This window comes from Agathobacter sp. LCP21S3_B2 (assembly GCF_052118705.1).
In the GTDB taxonomy this organism is placed as follows: domain Bacteria; phylum Bacillota; class Clostridia; order Lachnospirales; family Lachnospiraceae; genus Roseburia.
The window spans coordinates 114,633-138,599 of record NZ_JBQKGQ010000001.1 but is presented as its reverse complement, the minus strand read 5'-3'; the positions used below and the strand labels follow the sequence as shown (position 1 = coordinate 138,599).

Below are 23,967 nucleotides of genomic sequence, written 5' to 3'. Positions count from 1 at the left end.
CCTTACTTGTAATAATCAAACTCGAAATCATACATGCGGACAGTATCTCCATCCTCGATGCCCATATTTTCAAGCTCCTTGATGATACCCTGCTCACGCAAGAATCTCTGGAAGAAGGCAAAGCCCTTCTCTGAGTCCATATTTGTGTATCCGAGCATTTTCTCAATCTTTGGACCTGATATCTCATATGCACCATCGGCTGCCACCTCAACCGCGTAGGGCTCATCCTTAAAGAATGAAAGTGCAGGATCAATCTCCGGCTCATATACAGTAACCTCTTTAGGACAATTTGCAAGCAGGTTCTTTACCTCGTACAAAAGCTCCTTGAGGCCCTTACCGCTTACTGCGGATATCGGGAATACCTTTATGCCCTGTGGCTCAAATTCGGCTCTTAAGGCTGAAATCACCTCATTCTCGTCTCCTGCTATGGCATCTATTTTGTTGGCTGCAATGACCTGTGGCTTTTTGAGAAGCTGTGGATTGTATGCTTCAAGCTCCTTGTTTATCGCCTTGATGTCAGCAACCGGATCACGGCCTTCAGTACCGGCAGCATCAACCATGTGTATCATCACCTTGGTACGCTCTATATGACGCAAAAACTCATGACCGAGTCCTATGCCCTCTGATGCTCCCTCGATAAGTCCCGGGATATCAGCGATTACGAAACCAAAGCCCTCATCCATATCAACCACACCAAGATTTGGCTGTAATGTGGTGAAATGATAGTTGGCAATCTTTGGCTGTGCATTGGTAACTCGTGACAGAAGTGTTGATTTTCCTACGTTTGGAAAGCCTACAAGCCCTACATCCGCTATCACCTTTAGCTCAAGCTGTACCTCAATTTCTATTGCATCCTGTCCCGGCTGTGCATATTTAGGAGCCTGCATGGTGGATGTGGCATAGTGTTGGTTGCCCTGACCGCCTTTTCCTCCGCGCAGAATCACCTGCCTTGTATTGTCACCGGACATATCAGCTATGACCTTTCCGCTTGCTGCATCCTTTATAAGTGTCCCCTCCGGCACCTTAAGTATAAGATCCTCACCATTCTTTCCGTGGCAGTTCTTTTTGCCGCCCTCCTGTCCGGGCTCTGCTGCAAACTTTCTTCTGTGACGATAATCTGTCAGGGTGTTGATTCCCTTATCCACGAGGAATATAACGTCTCCGCCCTTTCCACCGTCACCGCCGTCCGGACCACCGTTCGGCACGTATTTTTCACGGCGGAATGATACATGACCATCTCCGCCTTTTCCTGATTTTATGATAATTTTTGCACGATCTGCAAACATAATTTTCCACCTCATGCTGAATGTCTGCATAAAACACTCAGTATACTTTATGACAAATCATTACTATGCTACATCTGTTATACTATATCTATATAAGAAATAGTAATAATAAAATGATATGGGGGTCAAAAGGTATTTTGCCCCTCATTTATGATTAATCAGATTACTACATGCTGCTAATTTACAACATAAAAACCCCGGCTAATAAAAGTCGGGGTTTAAATCTTATTCGTTCACTACTGGATATACGGAAGCCTGTTTCTTATCTCTTCCAACTCTCTCAAATCTTAATACGCCATCAACCTTAGCATATAATGTATCATCTCCACCGATACCAACGTTTGTACCAGGGTGAATCTTTGTACCACGCTGTCTGTAAAGAATATTACCAGCTTTTACGAATTGTCCGTCTGCTCTCTTAGCGCCTAATCTCTTAGACTCAGAGTCACGTCCGTTCTTTGTAGAACCAACTCCCTTTTTATGAGCAAAAAACTGAAGGTTCATATTCAACATGTCTTACACCTCCTTGAAGTCTAGAATGATGTACTCATTCCCATAGTCTCTTTGTATTCCTTTTAGTCCCAGAATCATGGAATCCATAAGCAGTGCAACATCACCTGTTGCCGGCTTGTCAAGTCTGTAGTCAATCATACCTGTCTCTTCGTCTGTATCAAGGCTGTACTCAGCATGACACAGCTCTTCAGCGGAATTGATGAAGTTAATCACCAGCGCTGAAACCCCGGCACAGATTATATCATAACCGGAATCCGCAAAACCTGCATGTCCCTTTGACTTAAAGCCCATCTTATGTCCTTTTGAATTCTGATAAACGGTTATAGCTATCATTATCCGTTAATTTTTTCAATCTTAACCTGTGTGAAAGCCTGTCTGTGTCCGTTCTTTTTGTGATATCCGGTTTTTCTCTTGTACTTGTAAACGATAACCTTTTTAGCTCTGCCCTCTTTAACTACAGAAGCCTCAACTGTTGCACCTGCAACTGTTGGATCTCCAACCTTGAGATCATCTCCGCCTACAACTAAAACCTGATCAAAAGTAACCTTCTCACCAGCTTCAACGCCAAGCTTCTCAATGGTAATGATATCGCCTTCAGATACTTTGTACTGCTTACCACCTGTTGCTATAATTGCGTACATATGGCACCTCCTATTTATCATTACTCGCCAGTTACGGTGTTGCGAAAGTCGCAAACTTATACCTCACTGTGCGGCATACTTCAGTATATTAGCATAGAGCCATCTATTAGTCAAGTGTTTTTTCTAAAATTTGTTTAAGAGATTTGTGGACCTTTTTTCTTGTCAGCTCCACCAGTCCAAGCTTCGTGATATCCACAAAGGTACAGACTGTATTATCGTCCTTTATATACCGTTTGAGCGCTTCAATAAGCGTATCCTTTGATGCCTCAGACTTCATATTAATGAAATCAATTATTATCATGCCGGAGATATTTCTGAGCCGAAGCTGCCTGGCTATCTCCTTTGCGGCCTCCATATTGGTCTTTAATATGCTATTGCTCCCCGACGATATATTCTTTGCACTGTTAACATCTATAAAGGTAAGTGTCTCAAGCTGTTCTATTATGATGTTGCCACCACAGTCCAGCCATACCCTGCGCGAGGTCAGATTATCAATCAGCCCTCTTATGCCATAGAGTGTTGACAGGCTGATAGCCGAATCGTCATATCTCATTATCTTTTCAGGAGCATGGTCATATATGCCGTACTCTGTAAGAATACTGTCATATATGTCATCGCAGTCAGTCTTTATCCACTCCACCGTGGCAAAATCAATTGTCTTCATTAAAAGCAGATAGTCGCTCATCCCATGATATACGCATGAATAGAGCGCCTGATGCGGAGCCTTTTTTATTATCTGATTGTATTTCTGTGCTACCGAATATGCATCTTGCGAAACCGCTTTATCCTCCACATTTTTGGCATTGGTTCTGACTATGATGCCATAGCCCTCTTTTTCGTGGTCTGCACACTTTGAAAGCACAGCCTTACGTAAAAGAGCCGCCCTTTCCTTATCCAGCTTCGATGAAACACCTATCTGTGTATCAAAATTGGTGAGAATCACATTGCTTCCGAATATAGAAAGCTTTGTTGTGACCACCGGATCCTTTGTCTTTAGCGCATCCTTTATGACCTGCACAAGTATCTCATCGCCCTCACACAATCCTTCTTTTTTTGATTTTTTGTTTGTGTATACAGGATTTTTTGCATCATTTAGCGACAGATAACAGCTTTTATTCTGCGCAATGGTCACAAACGCCGCATTTATGCCCGGCAGTATCTTATTTACCCTTGCCACGTATATATTGTTTATTATCGTATCCTTCTCGGGAAGGAGCTGGAAATCCTTATAATTTCCGTTTTCGTCCATCAGTGCATACACTGTGTAGGTCTTATTATTTTTTACTGTTTTAGTCAGAATAATTCTGTTCATTATGAGATTTCTTCTCCCATGTCAAGCAGACAAATAAGTGTTCCATCGTCTTTTCTTGCATACACTTCCTGCCTGTGGATTTGTATGGCAAGCGGATTATAATCAAGTCCACACTTTTCGTATATGGCGTGAAGCACAAACTCAGGCTTTATATTGTCAATGCTTCCTGTTGATACCTGCATGAAAAACTCAGGCTTTTTGTTATTTTCCATGACTGTAAGCTTGTATACAAGAGGCTTTATATCTACCTCTCTCTCACTCTTTTTAGTATTTTTCATCACAACAAAGGATGGCTCGTCAAAAAAGTGCTTATCTATCGCTTCCTTCCACTCCTCTATGGTGTATGGGCTCTCATAGCCATCCTTGAAGCTAAGCACATAGTCTGCAGCCGAAACAAGCGACATAGCCTTCTTTGCATCATCCGGTAAAAGCACATAGCCTGTCACCTCTACTCCGTCCACCATCTGGGCATTTAAAGCCGCTATGCTTTTTTCTGTAGATTCTGTTGTATTTACATCTATGTCAAAGTACTCACCATCACTTGTAATGCCCACTCCAAGCGGAGCCGCAAACGACATAATCTGGTGAGCAGAATACCCCTCTGAGTAGCGGATATCAATATCTGCCCTTCTGACCGCCTTCTGGAAGTATCTCATCATATCGAGATGTCCTATAAACTTCATGCAGCCCCATTTTTTAAACTTCACCCTAATTTTCATAGCAGACACCTCCTCCATAGCTCTTTGCACCGCAGGCAGAGCACCTCATGCGGCAGTTAGGAGTGACTGTCTCCTTATGGGCTGTCTCCCACTCTCTTATCATAAACTGCTTTGTCACACCTATATCGATAAAATCCCATGGGAATATTTCATCTAAAGGCCTTTCTCTCATCGTGTAGAAATCAGGATCCAGCCCGCATTCCTTTATCGAATCAATCCATCTGTCATAGTCAAAATACTCTGTCCAGGCATCATAATATCCGCCCTTTTCGTATACCTTTACTATCGCATCACAAAGCCTTCTGTCGCCTCTTGCCAGTATACCCTCAATCACAGTGACGTATGCCTCATGCCAGTTGTATCTGATGCTCTTTCTGTTGAGCTGCTCCTTGACATGGTCATTTACTATTTTGGCTCTGCCCAGGTACTCAGAAGGCTCATACATTCTCGCCCACTGGAATGGTGTAAACGGCTTTGGCACGAAAAATGATGTACTTATCGTAATCTGGCATTTTCCGGCTCTCTTTTCCTTTGGAACGGTATCATAGTATAATGCCGCAACATCGTTTGCAAGCTCAGGAATGCCCCTCATATCTTCCTCTGTCTCTGTAGGCAGACCGAGCATGAAATAAAACTTCACCTTGTTCCAGCCGCCCTCAAATGCCTGTCTTGAGCCGTTCATGATATCATCCACGGTAAGTCCCTTGTTAATGACATTTCTAAGGCGCTGTGTACCGGCCTCAGGTGCAAAGGTCAGACTGCTTTTTTTCACATCCTGCACCTTCTGCATGATATCGAGCGAAAACGCATCAATTCTGAGTGAAGGCAGGGAGATATTTATCTTCTTTTCCTTGCAGATATCAAGCAAAAATGTGATGAGCTCGTCAAGCTCCTTGTAGTCGGATGAGCTTAAGGAGCTTAAAGAAATCTCCTCGTGTCCTGTATTTTTGATAAGAGCCGCTGCAACGTCCTTTAGGTGGTCAACCTTTTTCTCACGGTTTGGGCGGTAAATCATACCGGCCTGACAGAAACGACAGCCTCTTATACATCCACGCTGTATTTCAAGCACCATTCTATCCTGCGTAGCCTTGATAAAAGGCACAACCGGTGCCTCCGGGTAAGTTGAGTTCGTTAAATCTACCTGCACCTGTTTTTTTATCTTTACAGGAATATCATCATACTTAGGCTTCATACAGCAAATTGTTCCATCCTCATTGTACTCCACCTCATACAAAGCAGGTACATAAAGCCCCTCAATCTTTGCAGCCTCATGTAAAAACTCTTCCCTTGAAAGACCATCAGCCTTTGCCTTCTTATAAAGCTCAAAGAGATTGCCATACTGTGTCTCTCCCTCTCCGATATAAAATATATCAAAGAAGTCTGCAATCGGCTCCGGATTGTAGGTACAAGGACCGCCTGCAATCACAATAGGGCATCCTTCCGCTCTGTCCCTTGAACGAAGCGGTATCTGTGCGAGGTCAAGTATCTGCAAAATATTCGTGTAGCACATCTCGTACTGCAGAGTCATGGCTACAAAGTCAAAGTCCTTTATAGGCTCCTGAGACTCAAGTCCGAAAAGCGGTATATTCTCCTGCTTCATGATTTCATGCAGATCAGGCCACGGAGAATAAACTCTCTCGCACCACACGTCATCCATGCGGTTGAACATATCATATAATATCTGGATTCCCAGATGTGACATACCAATCTCATAAACATCAGGAAAACACATCGCAAAACGTATATTTACCTGCGATGTGTCTTTCATTACTGAGTTGAACTCATTCCCGATATATCTAGCCGGTTTGTCTACCTTCATAAGTATCTCATCACTTAAAGCTAGTTTTCTCATATAATTTCCTCTAAATAATTATTGTGTTTTAAGGCTATCGCTGTGCCAGCTCCCCTGCGATTTCTGCCCATGTGATATTTTTCTGAGCCATAAGAATCATGCAGTGGTACATAAAGTCCGATATCTCAAACTTCAAATCATCACTGTCCGGATTTTTGGCTGCCAGAATAATCTCAGTGCACTCGTGTCCGAGCTTTTTTAATATCTCATCTATGCCCTTTTCCATGACAGCATTGGTGTACGAGTCCTCCTTTGGATTCTTCATACGGTCAACTATCACCGCATAGACTGATTCAAGCACTGTAAGTGGATTCTTCTCCACATACTCCTTTTTCACGATATTATTGAAAAAGCAGGTCCTGTTACCTGTGTGACATGCAGCTCCCACCTGCGAAACCTTCGCAAGGATAGTATCATAATCACAGTCCGCTGTCAAAGACTTTACGTACTGTAAATGTCCTGATGTAAGTCCTTTGGTCCAAAGCTCATTGCGGCTTCTGCTCCAGTAGGTCATGCGTCCGCTGTTTATCGTGACATTGAAGGCCTCCTCATTCATATAGGCAAGCATGAGCACCTGCTCATTGCGGTAATCCTGCACTATGACAGGCACCATGCCGTCAGAATTAAGCTTTAAATCAGACCATTTTAAGTCGGGAGTAAAATTATCAACAAGTATTCCTTCGTCAGAAAGCTTTGTCTTTAACGCCATGATATCATTTTCAGGATCATTGATAAACTCTCCGGCAATGCCTCTTAGTGTTTCACGCTTCATGACATCAATTATTTTATCCATGTCAAACTGTGGCATATAGACCACATACGGTGTGGATGTGAGATTCTCAAGCGCATCTATTATATCTATATTCAAGACCAAAAGCTCATGAAAGGTATCCTCTATCTCCTCCTGATGCTTGAAAATATAGTCTACATTGCTGATTGACAAAAGAATTTTATCCTTGCCAAACTTCTCGCTTGCTGCATTTGCAAGCTCAAGGCTTGAATCCTTTGTGGCATTGAAGATGACCTGTAAACAGCCTGCATACAGCAGCTTTTTCACGTCCTCTATGCGGTTGATATTGCCTCCTGCGCACACCTTTATGTCGATATTTCTGTTGATATTTTCTATCGTATGTATGTTTTTCTCATGCTCGTCATCATCAGTTGAAAGATCAAAAATAATAATCTTGTCTATGCCACTGTCATTGTAGAGCTGACACAGATTGTAGACGTCGCCCATTACTGTCATATCTGACGCTGATTTCACGGCCTGGCCGTTCTTTAAATACAGTGTAGCAACGATGTTCTTAAAACCAATCAAATTACAAACTTCCTTTCGTGGACATCACGTCCTTTATTCTGCTATCATAGGTGCAGGCATCGTCAAGCGCCTTGGCAAATGCCTTAAACATAGCTTCTATCATATGATGATTATTTCCCGGTGTCAAAACCTTTATATGCAGGTTCATCGCAGCAGAGTAAGAAACAGCGTAGAAAAACTCTCTCACCATCTCTGTATCCATATCTCCGACTCTCTCGCAGGTAAACTCGCCGTCAAACTGCAGGTACGGTCTGCCTGACAAATCAATGGCACATAGTACAAGCACCTCATCCATCGGTAAAATAAAGCTTCCAAATCTCTTTATGCCCTTTTTGTCTCCGACAGCCTGTGCTATGGCATTGCCAAGCACTATGCCGCAGTCCTCTATAGTATGATGACAGTCCACATTTAAGTCACCGTCGCATGTCATATCGAGGTCAAAAAAACCATGCTTTGAAAAGCCCTCCAGCATATGGTTAAAGAAGCCTATGCCTGTGTCTATATTTGATTTTCCGGTTCCGTCTATATTTAAACCGACCGAAATATCAGTCTCTTTTGTTTTTCTGCTAAGCTTAGCGCATCTATCTGCCATTTCTTACTCCTTTGACTAATTCTCAAATCTAACCTTGATTGAATTTGCATGTGCCGTAAGCTTCTCACACTCTGCAAACTGCTCAATATCTGTATGTATTCTCTCAAGTGCTTCTCTTGAATATGAGATGATGCTTGACTTTTTGATAAAGTCATCTACAGATAAGGCTGAGAAGAATTTTGCTGTTCCGTTTGTAGGCAGAACATGGTTTGGTCCTGCAAAATAGTCTCCCAAAGGCTCTGATGAGTACTCTCCAATAAAGATTGCTCCTGCATTTTTGATTTTTGTCATGACTGAGAAAGGATCTCTTGTGACAATCTCCATATGCTCTGAAGCGATATCGTTTACTGCATCAATTGCCTCATCCATATCCTCTGCAACAAGTATATATCCGTAGTTTTCAAGAGATTTCTCAATGATTTCTTTTCTTGAGAGGACCTCAACAAACTTATCAACTTCCTCTGATACTTTCTTTGCAAGCTCCTCACTTGTTGTGATCAAGATAGCTGATGCCATCTCATCATGCTCGGCCTGTGAAAGTAAATCTGCTGCCACATAGCGTGGATTTGCAGTCTCATCTGCAAGCACCAAAATCTCGCTAGGTCCTGCGATTGAATCAATGCTGACATATCCAAACACAGCCTTTTTGGCAAGAGCAACAAAGATATTTCCAGGTCCAACAATCTTGTCTACCTTTGGCACACTCTCTGTACCAAATGCCATTGCAGCGATAGCCTGTGCACCGCCTACCTTGTAGATTTCATCTACTCCGGCCTCGTTTGCGGCTACAAGTGTGGAAGGATATACCTTGCCGTCAGCTCCACATGGTGTACACATAACTATCTTTTCAACGCCTGCTACCTTTGCAGGAAGCACGTTCATCAGTACAGATGAAGGATAGACAGCCTTGCCGCCCGGTACATATACTCCTGCCTTTGCTATAGGTGTGACCTTCTGTCCTAAAATGATGCCGTCCTCTGTTGTAAACCATGAGTTCGGCAGCTGCTTCTCATGATATTTTCTGATATTTACAAGAGCCTTTTTTATAACGGCAAGAAGCTTCTCATCAACCAGCTCATATGCTTCCTTTATTTCTTCCTCTGTGACACGGATATTTGATGCATCCACATCCGCTTTATCAAATTTCTTTGTGTATTCAAAAACAGCCTTGTCACGGTTTTCCTTTACATTGTTTATAATCTCATTTACTGTGCTCTCATACTCTGTATAGTTGTTAGGGCTTCTCTTAAGCAGGCTCTCCAATATGTTCTTCTGTGAATCCTTTGTAAGTTTTAAAGTTCTCATTACAGCCTCCGTCTAAAATCATGTATTCATATAAATTATACGCTATTTGATAACAGTCTTCAAATCACTTATGAGCTTTGTGATACGCTCATTGTCCATCTTCATGCTGACCTGGTTTACCACAACCCTCGCAGACAGCGGACAGACCTCCTCAAGCACGGTAAGTCCGTTCTCCTTAAGTGTAGTTCCGGTCTCTACTATATCACAAATCACCTCTGACAGTCCAACAATCGGAGCAAGCTCTATTGAGCCGTTTAACTTTATAATCTCTACCGTCTGATGCTTTTTATTGTAGAAATAATCCTTTGCGATATGAGGATACTTGGTGGCAACTCTTATCTGCTCATGATGCTGCAAAAGCTCCCTTGCGCTCTCCGGTCCGCATATGCACATGCGGCATTTTCCAAAGCCTAAATCCAGCACCTCGTATATATTTCTGCCCTCCTCGAGGATGGTATCCTTTCCTACCACACCAATATCGGCAGCGCCATACTCCACGTATGTAGGCACATCAGGTCCCTTTGCCAGGAAAAATCTAAGCTTAAGCTCCTCATTTACGAAAATCAGCTTTCTTGTATCCGGATCCTTCATCTCCTCACAGGTGATGCCTATCTGCTCAAAAAGCTGCAGGGTCTTCTTTGCAAGTCTGCCCTTTCCCAGGGCAAAGGTTAAATATCTGTCATCACTCATCTTTTATTCCTCTATAAACTCTACTCTGTTTATACGGTTGTCTACCGCATATGAAGCATAGTCCTCTTTCGTTTTATTTTTGTCCTTAAGCACCATCTGTATATTTACTCCATCTCTTCGAAGCTCCATAGAGCGCTTGATTGCCGCATGGTATGCAGCCTCCTCAAATACTATAAGTGAGGAATTCTCAATAACAGGCACATCAATATCCTGACGGCTTAATGCTGCCATGAGCTGATCCACAACAATTGCAAAGCCGATTGCCGCAGCGTCCTTTCCAAAGTGTGAAAGCAGCTTGTCATAACGGCCTCCCTTTACAATAGGTTCTCCTGTACCATATGTGTAGCCCTGGAAAATGATACCTGTGTAATATGTGTAGTCACTGATAAGTCCAAGCTCATACGAAATATATTTCTCGATGCCATATGCCTTTAAGTATTCTCGAAGCTTAAGCAGACTATCAATAGATGATAATATCTCATCATATCCCTTCGCAAGCTTTAAAGCCTCCATAAGCTGCTCATCCTGTAAATCGAAATTGTCTAATAGTCCAAACAGCTTCCTTAGCTTGTCGTTCATTGAAAGACTGTCAACAAACTCCTCCACACCGAAGAAATTCTTATTTGCTATGAGCTCTCTTAGGTTTTCCTCCTGCTCCCCTGACAGCCCTGCTGCCTTTGTGAGACCGTAAAAGAACTGCGAATGTCCGACTGAAATCTGGAAATTCTTAAGTCCGCTCTCAAGCATCGACTCAACTGTCATCGAAAGTATCTCGGCATCTGCAGAGATAGAGCCATCACCTATCAGCTCTGCACCGCACTGTGTGCTTTCCTTGAGCCTGCCCTGATAATCCGATGAATTGATAAAAGTATTGCCAAGATAACACAGCTTGACAGGCATATCGTCCTCTATATAGTACTTAGCCGCACTTCTTGCAATAGAAGGTGTGAAATCAGGACGAAGAACAAGCGTATTGCCCTCCTTGTCAAAAAACTTGTATAAATCCTTTGAAGGGGTTGTTCCGACATCGCTTCCAAAAATATTAAAAAACTCAAACGTAGGTGTCATGATATCATGATATCCGTATTTTAAAAGTGTACGATGCAGCTTATCCTGCAAATACAGCTTTTTTTTGCATTCTCCGTTATATATGTCTCTTACTCCGTCCGGAGTGTGTAATAATTGATTTTCCATAATATGTAGAATCTCGCTTTCATGTAGTAAAGTGTTATCGTGGTAATATGCTACCATACGATAGTAATACTGTCAAGCCCTGCAATTTAAGTCAAGCTGAAGTGTGTTCAGATACGGCACAAGTATTCCGGGCACCTCCGGAAGGAAAAATGCCGGCTCAAGCTCCTCATAGCGGAAGCTCTTTCTGCCGCCCTCTGCAGCTCTATCCCAGAATTCTGTCAGCTTTTTAAACGTGAGATAATAGTATTCGTTCCTGTTTGTGTACGATATAAGGATAAATGCAACACCATCCTGTTTTTCAAAGCATCTCATAAACTCTACCTGATGCTCATGTATATTGGCAAGGGGAAACGTGTCGGTATTACATTCCTTTGCATCAAAGCATACCGGGATTCCCTGTACAGCACCAATATAGTCGACCGTACTCTTCTGCTCGAAATAAGCCAGTGTAATGTGTCTGGTTTCCGGCTCCATCTTTATAGGTGTAATCGGAGTGGGAATCTTTTGTATGAGCGCCAGGCCGTTCTCCCTGTATTTTTCATTTGTCTTGTTTATCATATCCTCTAAGGTCGAGCCTCTTAAGCCTCTTGAATTCCAGGTTGCCATATCGTTTCTATCTTCCTTAATACTGTAAGCTATGCGACGTAAAGTAAATAATGACGGGATTAAAGCCCCACCCTGCTCCATATGTCGGGCAAAGCCGCCTCTATATATCTGCCATCAGGCAAAATCACATGGTGCGCATGCAAAAGCTGGCTGGTCACATGATAATTTTCTTTGTAAAAAGCATTAATCCTTTTATCCCCATACTTCATATCACCTATGATTGGGTGTCCGATAGATGAAAGATGTGCCCTGATCTGATGGCTTCTTCCGGTAATGAGATGCACCTCAAGAAGAGTTGCTTTATGGCACGAAGCACTCATCTCAATTGTCTTAAGAGGCCTGTAAGCAGTCTTTACTGGCAGTGATTCATCACTTATTGGTTCCTTGGTTATCTGTACCTTGTTTTCGCTCTCATCCTTTGTCAGAAAGCCCTCTATGGTCATAGGCTCATCAACCTCTCCTGCAACAAGCGCCATATAATACTTTTCTGCGGTTCTGTCCTTAAGCACCTGTGACAGGTACTGCAGTCCATGAAGCGATTTACCCATCAGAATCAGCCCCGATGTGTTTCTGTCCAGGCGGTTGCACACCGATGGCTTAAAGCTCTTATATGTGTCAAAACCAAGCTTTCCCTCTTTTATCAGATATCCGATAAGCCTTTCGTTTGCAGAAATATCAGTCTCCTTTGATTTCTGCGACAACATATTGACTGGCTTGTTTGCGGCCAGTATGTCATCATCCTCATATACCACACCAAGTCCGTCCGGCTTTAGTGCACCAAGTGCCTTAAAATCCTTCATCAGTCTGTCCTCATTGACGGAAAACTTAGCAAATGTATCATCTGACAGAAAAATCTTGATTTTGTCGTCAACTGACACAATTTCTGTGCCTGACGCTTTCTTATCATTCAGTTTTATGTTCTTCTTCCTAAGCATCTTGTATATAAAGCCCATGGATGCGTTTGGAAGTATCTTTTTAAGGTATTTGTCAAGCCTCTGGCCTGCCTCGTTTTTACCTGCTTTAAATTCTTTCATAACCTTTATCTTGTATATCTATCTTTTCTTCTTGTGGACGTTTCTGATTGTTTTCTTTTTGTGCGCTGTGCCTGCGGTGTTACTTCCGCTTCCGTTTTTCCCTCGCTCTGTTGCATTTTTCAGGTTTTTCCTTACGCCTGCATTCTTGCCACTGCCATAGCTGCTGTTTGAATTTTTATCAGACTTGGAACGTTTTCTGTCCCAGCCGCCATCAGTATGCATTTTCCTGGGCTTTATCAGGCACTTTTTGTCAAATCCGATTAAGTCCTCCCTGCCGGCCTTCACAAGTGCCTCGTGCACGAGATCATAGTTCTTTGGATTGCGGTACTGGATGAGCGCCCTCTGCATAGCCTTCTCATGTGGGTTAGTTGTGACATACACTGGCTTAAGTGTTGCCGGGTCAAGTCCTGTATAGTACATGCATGTAGAGATGGTAGACGGTGTCGGATAGAAATCCTGCACCTGCTCCGGCATATATCCCAGATCTCGCAGATACTCTGCAAGCTCTATTGCCTCTTTAAGTGTTGAGCCCGGGTGTGATGACATGAGATACGGCACAAGATACTGCTCCTTACCTATCTTTTTGTTCATATCCTTGTATGCCTTCACAAAGCTGTTGTACACCTCTACACTCGGCTTTCCAAGCCTGCTCAAAACAGCATTGGAGATGTGTTCCGGAGCCACCTTAAGCTGTCCACTGACATGATACTCGCACAGCTCACGAAGAAACGTCTTGTCTTTGTCATACATCAGATAGTCAAACCTGATGCCTGAGCGGATAAACACCTTTTTTACCTTTGGCAGTGCACGAAGCTCTCTAAGCAGCTGTATATAGTCGCTGTGGTCAACAATCAGGTTATTGCACGGCTTAGGAAACAGACACTGCTTTGTAGGGCACGCTCCCCTTGTGAGCTGCTTTTTACATGCCGGCTGCCTGAAATTGGCTGTAGGGCCTCCAACATCATGGATATAGCCCTTAAAGTCCTTATCCTGCGTGATAAGCTTTGCCTCTTCTATGATTGACTCATGACTTCTTGTCTGGATTATCCTGCCCTGATGGAAGGTCAATGCACAGAAATTACAGCCTCCAAAGCAGCCTCTGTTGCTGATAAGAGAAAACTTCACCTCGCTTATCGCAGGCACTCCGCCTGCCTCCTCGTAGCTTGGGTGATAAGTCCTCATATAAGGAAGTGCATATACCTCATCCATCTCCTCCTGCGACAACGGCTTCTGCGGTGGATTCTGCACCACAAGCGTAGAGTTGTCATATGGCTCTACGAGCCTCTTTGCGCAGAAAGGATCAGTATTGCAGTACTGTATGTAAAAGCTTCTTGCAAACTCCCTCTTGTCCTCTTTTATAACGTCATAGTCAGGAAGCTCAATCGCATCATATATGATATCCCTGTCCTTCGTCTTGAAAACTGTGCCATCTATAAACGTAATATCCTTTACATCCATACCACTGGCAAGCGCATCCGCTATCTCGATGATGCTTCTTTCTCCCATGCCATATGAGATGATATCCGCACCGGAATCCAGAAGAATCGAGCGCTTGACCTTATTTGACCAATAATCATAATGTGCCATGCGCCTAAGGCTCGCCTCGATGCCGCCTATTATGATAGGGATTTTTTTATAAGTATGGCGTATCAGGTTACAGTACACAACGGTCGCATAATCAGGTCTCTTTCCCATCACTCCACCCGGTGTAAATGAATCCTTTGCTCTTCTTTTCTTTGAAACCGAATAATGGTTTACCATGGAGTCCATATTGCCTGCTGATACCAAAAAACCAAGACGCGGCACTCCGAGTATTGATATAGACTCATCATCCTTCCAATCGGGCTGTGAAATAATGCCGACCGTATAGCCATGTGCCTGCAGCAGTCTTGCGATTATTGCATGTCCAAAGGACGGATGATCCACATATGCATCACCGCAGACATACACAAAATCAAGCTGCTCAATGCCCTGATCTATCATATCCTGTTTTGAAATCGGTAAAAAACCATTACTCATATCATACCTCATACTTAAAAATTTATTTGCCGGAATTTATCTGCATAAGCGCATCCGTTTCAGCCTGTGTCAAAGCTCTGTAAGTCCCTGTTTTAAGGTCATCAGGCAGCTTAAGCGGTCCCATGGATATTCTCTTTAAATAGATTACCCTTTTTCCAAGCGCCTCAAACATCCGCTTGACCTGATGGAATTTTCCCTCTGTTATCGTAAGCTCAATCTCGGATACACTGCCGCTTTTTTTAATGACAAGCTCTGCAGGCTTCGTAAGCCTTTCCTCGCCTATATCAATGCCCTCTTTAAAGCTTATGATATCATCCTGTGTCACTTCACCATCAATACGTGCAAAGTAAGTCTTTGCTACATGCTTTGAAGGGCTTAAGAGCTCGTGCGAAAGCGCGCCATCATTTGTGATAAGTAAAAGCCCCTCCGTGTCTATATCAAGCCTTCCGACAGGAAACAGATCATCATGCACCGCATCCGTGATATAGTCCATGACCGTCTTGTGCACATTATCCTTTGTCGCAGAAACACAGCCTGATGGCTTATTGAACAGATAATACTCATACTTTTGATACTTAACTATTCTGCCGTTAACCGACGCCTCGTCGGCATCAGTATCTATCTTTGTCTCAGGCTTTACTGCTACCGTGCCATTTACAGCTATCTGCCCTGTCTTTATAAGCTTTTTCACCTCAGAGCGTGTGCCAAGCCCCATCTCTGATAAAAATTTATCTAATCGAATCATATTGTTTTTATTTTATATCCATTTCTGCCATTTTCTTTTACATCATACAAAATTTTGTCGGCTTCATTTATGAGAATTTCTAATTCATCCTCTTTTCGTACCTGTCTGCATACCATTCCCTGTGAAAGAGTAACAATATCTGCCACAGGAGACTTTTCAGACTGCATATTTTTTTCAATGACCGCTTTTTTTACATTGGATGAATACTCTTCCATATCATTTGGTCTGACATCCTGTATAATAACAACAAATTCATCTCCACCATATCTCGAAAGAATCATTTTTTGGGTCTGTTCATCAGGCTTTAAAGGACAACACTTTCTTAAAATTTCGGCAACCGACTTAAGACATTCATCTCCATATGAATGGCCGTAATAATCATTAACCTGTTTAAAATAATCAATATCAATAATAGCAACACCTATCATCTGACCTTTTTCGGATGCCTCATCAATCATTCTCTTTGCACTTTTTTTAAGACCATACCTGTTATATAATTTTGTAAGACCATCTTTCATAGCCATATTCTCATAAACCTGTTCTGAATCCTTGAGTACCTCAATATACATCCGCAGTTGGATTGAATTGACAATTGACTGATGATAATTATAGGTAATTAATTCGTATGTTTTTATATACTCTTTTGTCCATTTTTTATATTCATCAAAATCTGCCTTCTCACCAATACACGTAAGCCTATATTTAATCAGCTTTATTCTGATACGAGGAAAAGACGAATCTGTCATCTGATTTTCAATGAGATCAAGCTCTTCCAGGAGAATATCGTATTTTTTTAATTTATACAAGAAATCACATAACAGAACATAACTGTCGAGGAACTCCATGACAAGCTGCTGTTCCTTTGATTCTTCAACAGCCTTTTCAAGTGTCTCGTCCAATTTATCAGTATTTCCCGCTATATACATCATCTCAGCCTTGAAAAGCTCAACCGAAAACTGTGTCTCAAGGTATTTCCTGTTTACCACAATATACTCAAAACACTCTTTCATGTTTTCTAGATCTCTCATGTTAAAATAATCAATAAAAAGATTGAGATTTACAGTGACTATATTCATATAAGTGTCTTCTGATTCATCGTCCTTTTTAAAACATTCTAATGCCGATTTAAAATACCCACTCGATTTCTCATATAATTCAAGCATTTGAAATATAACACCTATGTTGCAGGCACACAATCCCTTAACATGATTTAAATTATGTTCCTCACATATCTGAAAGCATTTAAGATAAAAATCAAGAGAATTTGAAAGGTCGTCTCTGTTATCTGTTATAATTCCAAGTATATTGTAAGCTCTGGCTATCAGTTCATAGTCTGTATCCTCCAATAGCCGGATACATGAATTGATATATTTCTCCGCCTTATCCGGTTCAGTCATGACTAAAGCCTCTCCCTTATAAAACAAAGCCTCTCCCATAACCTTTTTGTTACCATTACCACTTGCTAAATCATATAATCTGTCGCATAATTCCAATTGCAAATCTATATCTTTAAATCTGTTATCTTTTATTTTTACTAATAAATCATCTCTGGCATCTTTCATTTTGACATCGCTCCTTGTTCATATTTTCATAACTTTGCGAATATATTGTTATATGAATAAAAATAGGTCAAAAAAATATATCTTTACAGGTTTTATCCTGTTGTTTTGCTTTTATTACATATCATTTCCCGCACAGGTGAGTGCGTGCGCCAAAGCCGGTGTCCTGCTATGGTTCAACCAGATATTTCCGCTTCTTTTTATATTTACGATTTTGTCTAATCTGATTATATCTACAAATGTGCTGCAGTCTGTTCCTAATAAATATATCCTGCTACTTACATACCTAATAGGGCTGATCTTCGGCTTTCCAATCGGTGCAAAGCTAACATCTGATTTTTCTGCCCATGGATACATCAACACCAAATACATTGAAATCCTAAGTGCATTCTCAAATCACTTCAGCCTGCCCTTTATCATAACATATGCCCTTTCAGAGCAGTTAGGTATACATAACCACTATAGCATATATCTTGTATCTCTTTATCTGCCCTCAGCGGCGGGCATAATAATTTTGTTTTTTAACTCCTTAAGAGATGAAGATTGCTTAACACAAAAAATTCCGGCTCAAGGATTTAAGCTTAACATGCAAATCGTTGATGCCGGAATAATGAGAGGATTTGAAACCCTCATAAAACTCTGTGGATATATTGTATTATTCTCTATAATCGCACGCATGCCACAGATCATAGCAGATAAAGCTATTATTCAAAAGCCTGTATTTATCGACATAATGAGCTCTATTTTAGAGGCAACAAACGGTATAGATATAATCTGTGAACTGCCATTACCGCATACTCTGTCAATATTGCTATGTATCTTTCTGTTGTCATTTGGCGGTATGTCATGCATTGTTCAGACAAAATCAATTTTTCAGAGCCAACACTATAACCTGAAAAAATATATATTGCTCAAATCCATAATGAGCCTGTTTTCATGCCTGATATTTATTATACTATTTCGTATCCTCATCTGAATCAGAGCCTGAAATATTTGTAATCTCAATATCAGAGTCAGTATTCTCCTCGGCTTCCTTGGTCTCATATGTTTCCTGTGTCAAAGGTTCATTGTCCTCTGTCTCAGGCTCCGCTGCCTTATCCTCTTCCGGTGGGAATAGCTCTGCCCTGTTTGATGCGACAACATCCTCAAAATGCTGTAATGAATTAATCAGGCTCTCATAATTTGTCTTTGATGCCTCTATGGATCCCGTAAGTATATCCTCAATGCTCTTAAGCTGGCTGTCTGTATATGCCATAGCACTCATCCTGAGGTTATTGGCCTCGTTTGTGGCATTGTCAAGAATCTCCTGTGCCTGCTTTGTGGCAATCGATACTACTTCATTGGCCTGTTCATATGCCTGCTGCATAATCTGATGCTCACTGACAAGCTCATTTGTCTGGATCTGTGCCTGCGCGATTATCTGATCAGCCTTCGCCTGTGCATCAGCAAGGATAGCCTCCTTATTGCTGATAATCTTCTGATATCTCTTGACCTCCTCAGGCGTCTTTGTCCGAAGCTCAGAAAGCAGCTCCTCTAACTGCTCACGATTGACAAGGATCTTGTTTCTTGAAATAGGTGACGGCTTGCAGCCATCAATATAATCTTCGATTTCTTCAATAATCTGTTCCATTTTACTGCTCATGAAATACTGTCTCCTTACCTGGTAATATTGTATTTAGCATAAATTCTATCAATGAACTGTTCAGGTACGAACTTTGATATATCCCCTCCGTATGATGCAAATTCCTTGACAATTGTAGAACTCAAATATGAATAATTGAGGCTCGAGGTGAGAAAAACCGTCTCTATTTCCGAATTCTGCACTCCGTTAGCCTGTGCAATCTGCAGCTCATACTCAAAATCTGTCACTGCACGCAATCCTCTTATTATGATTGTTGCATTGATTTCCTTCATGTAGTCAACTAAAAGTCCTTCGAAGCACCCTACCCTGACGTTTGGTATATGTGCTGTCATTTCCTTTATCATACTAACACGTTCTTCCAAAGAAAACAACGAGTTTTTTGCACTATTATTGAGTACTCCGACAACCAGCTCGTCCACTATCTTGGCTGAACGCTCTATTATATCCAGGTGTCCAAATGTCACCGGATCAAAGCTTCCCGGATAAATTCCTACCTTCATATTGTATCTCCTATGCACGCTTTATGAAAACATGCTTGTTTGTCTTATAGATTTTTTCTTTGACTATCTCATAGCCAAGTTCTGTGAGATAATCAAAATCAGTATCGTTTGAAGCCTCAACCACAATAAGCGTATCATCTTTAAGAATGTCACTGTCAGAAAGTGCAATAAGCACTTCCTTTTCAAGCTCCTTATTGTATGGCGGATCCATAAACACGATATCAAATTTGTATTTGCCCTCAAGAGTACGTACTGCCGTGACAGCATCTGTCATCATAAGCTTTGAGACCTTATCAAACTTTGTAAAATAGATATTGTCCTCGATGCATGAAGCAGCTTTTCTTGAATTCTCCACAAATACAGCATAAGCTGCACCGCGGCTTAACGCTTCAAGTCCTATCTGTCCGCTTCCGGCAAACAGATCTAAAAAATATGCTCCGGGAACATCAAACTGCATGACATTAAAAAGTGTCTCCTTCGTCTTGTCAGTAGTCGGTCTTGTATCTTTTCCCTCAATAGTCTTTAGAGGGAGGCTTCTCGCCGTTCCTGCTATTATTCTCATACTTTTCTCCCTGTTATAGTCTATTTCTGGTCCTTTAAAACATCCTTGTTCTTTGCGATATAGTCAATAAGTGAAACAACTGTGAGCACAAGTGCCACATATATGAGGAGTGTTCCAAGGATATTTAACCAGCCAAGCTGTAGATTGATATTAAAAATAATAACAATAACCATAAGCATCTGGAAGGTTGTCTTAAACTTTCCCCAGTAGCTTGCTGCAATGACAATTCCATTGTCTGATGCAACGAGTCTGAAACCGCTTATGATAAACTCTCTTGCAATGATAATAAGCACAACCCATACAGGGATGAGCTTTAAATCAACAAGGCATATCATTGCAGAGCATACAAGCAGCTTGTCTGCAAGCGGATCCATAAATTTACCGAAATTGGTAACAAGATTGTATTTTCTTGCAATTTTTCCGTCAGCCATATCGGTCAGACTTGCAATGATAAATATCGCAAGTGCTATATAATTTCCGTATCCGTCAAAAAACGGTGAAATAAGGAAAAATACAAAAAACGGAATAAGTATCACTCTTAAGATTGTAAGTTTGTTTGGTAAATTCATTTTACAAGTTCTCCTATCAAATCATATTCATACGCACCGGTCACCATAACCTTGCATATATCGCCGGTCATAAGTGTCTCATCAGTGTTGATGAATATATATCCGTCAACATTCGGTGCATCTCTGTATGTACGTCCGATATAAGCATTTTCATCAGCCACCTTGCCCTCTATGAAAACATATAATTCTTTACCCTTTAGTGTCTCATTTTTATCAAAAATGACCTCTTCCTCAAGCTCCATGACATCAGCCTGCCATTCAGCCTTTATATCCTCATCTATCTGGTCAGGCATTGCAGCTGCCTTTGTGCCCTCCTCCGGAGAATACGTAAAGGCTCCCAGACGGTCAAACTCCATATCATTTACAAACTTCATAAGTTCCTCGTGATTATCCTGTGTCTCACCCGGGAAGCCACATATGAGTGTGGTTCTTAATGTGATATCAGGTATTCTCTCACGCAGCATTCTGATACGCTCCATAAGCTCAGCCTTTGTTGTTTTTCTGCCCATGCGCCTTAAAATATCGTCATTGCAGTGCTGGATTGGCATATCCAGATAATGGCATACCTTCTCATCCTTTATCATGGACTCTATAAGCTCATCGTATATCTCCTCGGGATAGCAGTACATAATCCTTATCCAGAACAGCCCGCTTATCTTGTTGAGCTCATCTAAAAGCTTATGAAGTGACTTCTCACCATACAAATCCACTCCGTAAAGTGTGGTCTCCTGGGCAACAAGTATAAGCTCTTTTGCTCCCTGCTCCACAAGGCTCTTCGCCTGCTCAATCAAATCCTCCATCGGCACACTTCTGTAACGGCCTCTGACAGATGGAATGACACAGTAGGTACAGTTTTTATTGCACCCCTCAGCTATCTTAAGGTAAGCAAAATGCCCTCCTGTGGTGACAATACGCTTTGTCTTTATGCTGGGAAGTCCCTCTAAGGTGTGCAGATTGCTGTATCTGTGTTTTTCAAGTGTCTCATGGACAGCTTCAACTATAGTATCATATGAATTGGTGCCAAGTATGGCATCAACCTCTGGGATTTCCTTAAAAATCTCATCCTTGTATCTTTGTGCCAGACAGCCTGTCACAATAAGTGATTTGCATTTGCCTGTCTCCTTATACTGAGCCATCTCGAGAATTGTATTGATACTCTCCTCCTTTGCATCACCTATGAAGCAGCAGCTGTTTACGATAATGATATCAGCCTGCGTCTCATCATCGGTCATCTCAATGCCGTCATTTGCAAGCATGCCTATCATATACTCTGAATCCACAAGGTTTTTATCGCATCCAAGCGAAATAAATAATAATTTCATAGTACCTCTCAAATGTAAGTATTTACAATTAAAAGGGAAAGACAAAACAGCCTTTCCCCTCCTAGATTAAGCCTCTTCGCCTTCGTCTAAATCCTCATCATCTGAGACGATTCTGACAGCTCCCGTGTACAGCTCCTCTACAGCAATAGATAATGACTTATTGCACTTAGGGCGTGCGATAAGTGGTTCTGCACCATCAATAATCTGGCGTGCACGCTTTGCTGCAGCAATAACGATAGAATAACGGCTGTTTACTACCGGCTCTTCACCTATCTCTACATTGTTATTTACTACCTTCATTAACTCTACATACGATGGATGTATCATATTATTTATCTCCTTTCGAAAAGCTTAAAAGCTCTTTTCTCATTTTATTTATAAAATCTATATTTGATGATACCAGATAATCCTGATTCTTTTTTGTGTCGTCAGAGCTGTGGATGATGTCATTCACAAGCTCTACACAATCGTCAAGCCTATCATTTACCACTAAATAATCATATTTCTCTATGCCTAAAGACTCCTCATATGCTCTTGAAAGTCTCTGTGCACAGACCTCTTTTGTCTCTGTGCCTCTTCCTACAAGCCGGTCCTTAAGTTCATCTGCACTCGGCGCTGACACAAACATAAGCACCGTATCAGGAAACTGCTTCTTTATCTTTAAAGCTCCCTGGATTTCTATCTCAAGAATCACATTCTTTCCGGCGCTAAGCTGCTCATTGACATATGACTTTGGTGTGCCGTAGTAATGATCTACATACCTGGCATACTCAAGCAGTCCATCTGCCTTTATCATCTGTTCAAATTCTTCCTCTGAGATAAAAAAATACTCTCTGCCATGCTCCTCACCCGGCCTTGGACCTCTGGTCGTGGCTGATACGCTCAGTGCATAATCATCACCATGCTTTGCCATAAGCTCCTTCATGATAGTACCCTTTCCGGAGCCCGAAAAGCCTGAAAAAACAACTAATTTTCCTGTGTTACTCATCACAATCTCCTAAAATTACTCAATATTTTGAATCTGTTCCCTGACCTTTTCTATATCAGTTTTAAGACTGATGCCTGTGTCAGAAATCTTAAGATCATTGGACTTTGAAAGGATGGTATTCGCCTCACGGTTCATCTCCTGTGCGAGGAAATCAAGCTTTCTTCCCACACTGCCACCGGCATTTAGCGAATCCTTCATGGAAATGATATGGCTTTTGAGCCTGACTGTCTCCTCATCCACACAGATCTTGTCCGCAAAAATAGTGACCTCCTGGGCTATTCTTGAATCATCAAGCTGATTGTCTGCAAGCAGCTCTCTTAGTTTTTCCTCAAGACGCGCACGGTATTCGACAATAATCTGTGGCGAACGCTCCTCAATGAAATCAACATATGATACCATATTATCGAGCTTTTCGCAAAGGTCTTTTTTAAGATTTTCTCCCTCGCGCACGCGGCTTTCAACAAATGGCTCAAATGCACCGCGAAGAGCCTTCTCAAGACAGCTCCACAGCTCATCCTCATCTACAGGCTGCTCCTCCATCGCAAATACCTCTGGATATCTCGACAGCGTGCTCACTCTTATATCATTCTCCAGTCCGAATTCCTCCGCCATCTGATTCAGGTACTTAAGATATTCTCCCGCGAGAGCCTTATTATACTGCAATGAGAGATTATTTTCTGTAAAATCCTCATATGTGATATAAATATCAACCTTGCCACGCTCTATGTACTCCTTAAGCAGAGTCCTTATTGCACTCTCGAAGAAATTGAGCTTTTTAGGCATCTTGATATTGACATCCAGATATCTGTGATTTACAGATTTTACCTCAACTGTAATCTTACGGCTTGCATCTGCGTACTCGTATCTGCCAAAGCCGGTCATACTTTTAATCATAATTTTTCCTTTCGCATATGCATAGATGAGTTTATTATATAACTCCTTGAGATTTTCGTCAAATATATTATAATATAAATATTCATGATTATAAATATTCAGCAA

25 protein-coding genes are annotated in these 23,967 nt (G+C 41.6%); all 25 read right to left on the bottom strand.

Features of this window, described 5'->3' with window-relative positions:
* Positions 1-2 precede the first annotated feature (2 nt).
* The 25 genes from obgE to ACTQ1L_RS00560 all read right to left on the bottom strand — a co-directional run bounded on the left by obgE (position 3) and on the right by ACTQ1L_RS00560 (position 23,862).
* On the bottom strand, positions 3-1,286 hold the full coding sequence (gene obgE, locus ACTQ1L_RS00680; protein ID WP_015569230.1) for a GTPase ObgE: 1,284 nt from the start codon (positions 1,284-1,286) through the stop codon (positions 3-5).
* Between the two features lie 225 nt (positions 1,287-1,511).
* Positions 1,512-1,799 (bottom strand): 50S ribosomal protein L27, encoded by a 288-nt coding sequence (gene rpmA / locus ACTQ1L_RS00675; protein WP_012742537.1) that lies wholly within the window; start codon positions 1,797-1,799, stop codon positions 1,512-1,514.
* A gap of 3 nt (positions 1,800-1,802) precedes the next feature.
* Positions 1,803-2,132, bottom strand: a complete 330-nt coding sequence (locus ACTQ1L_RS00670) for a ribosomal-processing cysteine protease Prp (protein ID WP_015569232.1) — start codon at positions 2,130-2,132, stop codon at positions 1,803-1,805.
* A complete protein-coding gene (rplU, locus tag ACTQ1L_RS00665) occupies positions 2,132-2,440 on the bottom strand; it encodes a 50S ribosomal protein L21 (protein WP_012742535.1) in 309 nt (102 codons plus the stop codon). Before rplU ends, ACTQ1L_RS00670 begins: the two co-directional genes overlap by 1 nt.
* A 106-nt stretch (positions 2,441-2,546) precedes the next feature.
* On the bottom strand, positions 2,547-3,752 hold the full coding sequence (locus tag ACTQ1L_RS00660) for a ribonuclease E/G (protein WP_441365079.1): 1,206 nt from the start codon (positions 3,750-3,752) through the stop codon (positions 2,547-2,549).
* Positions 3,752-4,471 (bottom strand): TIGR03936 family radical SAM-associated protein, encoded by a 720-nt coding sequence (locus tag ACTQ1L_RS00655; RefSeq protein ID WP_441365078.1) that lies wholly within the window; start codon positions 4,469-4,471, stop codon positions 3,752-3,754. The genes ACTQ1L_RS00660 and ACTQ1L_RS00655 overlap by 1 nt, the downstream gene beginning before the upstream one ends.
* A complete protein-coding gene (locus ACTQ1L_RS00650; RefSeq protein ID WP_441365077.1) occupies positions 4,461-6,323 on the bottom strand; it encodes a TIGR03960 family B12-binding radical SAM protein in 1,863 nt (620 codons plus the stop codon). The genes ACTQ1L_RS00655 and ACTQ1L_RS00650 overlap by 11 nt, the downstream gene beginning before the upstream one ends.
* Positions 6,324-6,357: 34 nt before the next feature.
* Positions 6,358-7,641 carry a bifunctional phosphoribosyl-AMP cyclohydrolase/phosphoribosyl-ATP diphosphatase HisIE gene (gene hisIE / locus ACTQ1L_RS00645; RefSeq protein ID WP_331675689.1) on the bottom strand — a complete coding sequence of 428 codons (1,284 nt, stop codon included), beginning with the start codon at positions 7,639-7,641 and terminating at the stop codon, positions 6,358-6,360.
* A gap of 1 nt (position 7,642) precedes the next feature.
* Positions 7,643-8,233 (bottom strand): imidazoleglycerol-phosphate dehydratase HisB, encoded by a 591-nt coding sequence (gene hisB, locus ACTQ1L_RS00640; protein WP_012742530.1) that lies wholly within the window; start codon positions 8,231-8,233, stop codon positions 7,643-7,645.
* Between the two features lie 15 nt (positions 8,234-8,248).
* Positions 8,249-9,538 carry a histidinol dehydrogenase gene (gene hisD, locus ACTQ1L_RS00635; RefSeq protein ID WP_441365076.1) on the bottom strand — a complete coding sequence of 430 codons (1,290 nt, stop codon included), beginning with the start codon at positions 9,536-9,538 and terminating at the stop codon, positions 8,249-8,251.
* A 42-nt stretch (positions 9,539-9,580) separates the two neighbouring features.
* Positions 9,581-10,228 (bottom strand): ATP phosphoribosyltransferase, encoded by a 648-nt coding sequence (hisG, locus tag ACTQ1L_RS00630; RefSeq protein ID WP_012742528.1) that lies wholly within the window; start codon positions 10,226-10,228, stop codon positions 9,581-9,583.
* A gap of 3 nt (positions 10,229-10,231) precedes the next feature.
* Complete coding sequence (gene hisZ, locus ACTQ1L_RS00625) at positions 10,232-11,422, bottom strand: ATP phosphoribosyltransferase regulatory subunit (protein ID WP_321111705.1); 1,191 nt, start codon at positions 11,420-11,422, stop codon at positions 10,232-10,234.
* A gap of 72 nt (positions 11,423-11,494) precedes the next feature.
* Positions 11,495-12,028: a Holliday junction resolvase RecU gene (locus tag ACTQ1L_RS00620; RefSeq protein ID WP_441365075.1), complete on the bottom strand. Its 534-nt coding sequence runs from the start codon at positions 12,026-12,028 to the stop codon at positions 11,495-11,497.
* Between the two features lie 59 nt (positions 12,029-12,087).
* Positions 12,088-13,062, bottom strand: coding sequence for an RluA family pseudouridine synthase (locus ACTQ1L_RS00615; RefSeq protein WP_321111704.1), 975 nt, complete (start codon positions 13,060-13,062; stop codon positions 12,088-12,090).
* An 18-nt stretch (positions 13,063-13,080) separates the two neighbouring features.
* Positions 13,081-15,081 carry a YgiQ family radical SAM protein gene (locus tag ACTQ1L_RS00610; protein ID WP_321111703.1) on the bottom strand — a complete coding sequence of 667 codons (2,001 nt, stop codon included), beginning with the start codon at positions 15,079-15,081 and terminating at the stop codon, positions 13,081-13,083.
* 22 nt (positions 15,082-15,103) lie between these two features.
* Positions 15,104-15,826 carry a pseudouridine synthase gene (locus ACTQ1L_RS00605; RefSeq protein WP_441365074.1) on the bottom strand — a complete coding sequence of 241 codons (723 nt, stop codon included), beginning with the start codon at positions 15,824-15,826 and terminating at the stop codon, positions 15,104-15,106.
* Positions 15,823-17,388 carry a tetratricopeptide repeat-containing diguanylate cyclase gene (locus ACTQ1L_RS00600; RefSeq protein ID WP_441365073.1) on the bottom strand — a complete coding sequence of 522 codons (1,566 nt, stop codon included), beginning with the start codon at positions 17,386-17,388 and terminating at the stop codon, positions 15,823-15,825. The genes ACTQ1L_RS00605 and ACTQ1L_RS00600 overlap by 4 nt, the downstream gene beginning before the upstream one ends.
* 952 nt (positions 17,389-18,340) lie before the next feature.
* Positions 18,341-19,027, bottom strand: a complete 687-nt coding sequence (locus ACTQ1L_RS00595; protein WP_441365072.1) for an ATPase — start codon at positions 19,025-19,027, stop codon at positions 18,341-18,343.
* 14 nt (positions 19,028-19,041) lie between these two features.
* Positions 19,042-19,527 (bottom strand): pantetheine-phosphate adenylyltransferase, encoded by a 486-nt coding sequence (coaD, locus tag ACTQ1L_RS00590; RefSeq protein ID WP_321111699.1) that lies wholly within the window; start codon positions 19,525-19,527, stop codon positions 19,042-19,044.
* A 10-nt stretch (positions 19,528-19,537) separates the two neighbouring features.
* A complete protein-coding gene (rsmD, locus tag ACTQ1L_RS00585) occupies positions 19,538-20,089 on the bottom strand; it encodes a 16S rRNA (guanine(966)-N(2))-methyltransferase RsmD (protein ID WP_441365071.1) in 552 nt (183 codons plus the stop codon).
* 20 nt (positions 20,090-20,109) lie between these two features.
* On the bottom strand, positions 20,110-20,658 hold the full coding sequence (pgsA, locus tag ACTQ1L_RS00580; protein ID WP_118191034.1) for a CDP-diacylglycerol--glycerol-3-phosphate 3-phosphatidyltransferase: 549 nt from the start codon (positions 20,656-20,658) through the stop codon (positions 20,110-20,112).
* The gene (gene rimO / locus ACTQ1L_RS00575) at positions 20,655-21,980 is read right to left on the bottom strand and encodes a 30S ribosomal protein S12 methylthiotransferase RimO (RefSeq protein WP_321111697.1); all 1,326 of its coding nucleotides are present in this window, start codon (positions 21,978-21,980) and stop codon (positions 20,655-20,657) included. The genes pgsA and rimO overlap by 4 nt, the downstream gene beginning before the upstream one ends.
* A 66-nt stretch (positions 21,981-22,046) precedes the next feature.
* Complete coding sequence (gene rpoZ / locus ACTQ1L_RS00570; protein WP_321111696.1) at positions 22,047-22,307, bottom strand: DNA-directed RNA polymerase subunit omega; 261 nt, start codon at positions 22,305-22,307, stop codon at positions 22,047-22,049.
* Position 22,308: 1 nt separating this feature from the next.
* Entirely contained in the window at positions 22,309-22,968 is a 660-nt protein-coding gene (gene gmk / locus ACTQ1L_RS00565; RefSeq protein ID WP_441365070.1) for a guanylate kinase, read from the bottom strand.
* Positions 22,969-22,983: 15 nt separating this feature from the next.
* Positions 22,984-23,862, bottom strand: a complete 879-nt coding sequence (locus ACTQ1L_RS00560) for a YicC/YloC family endoribonuclease (protein WP_441365069.1) — start codon at positions 23,860-23,862, stop codon at positions 22,984-22,986.
* Between the last annotated feature and the right edge of the window lie 105 nt (positions 23,863-23,967).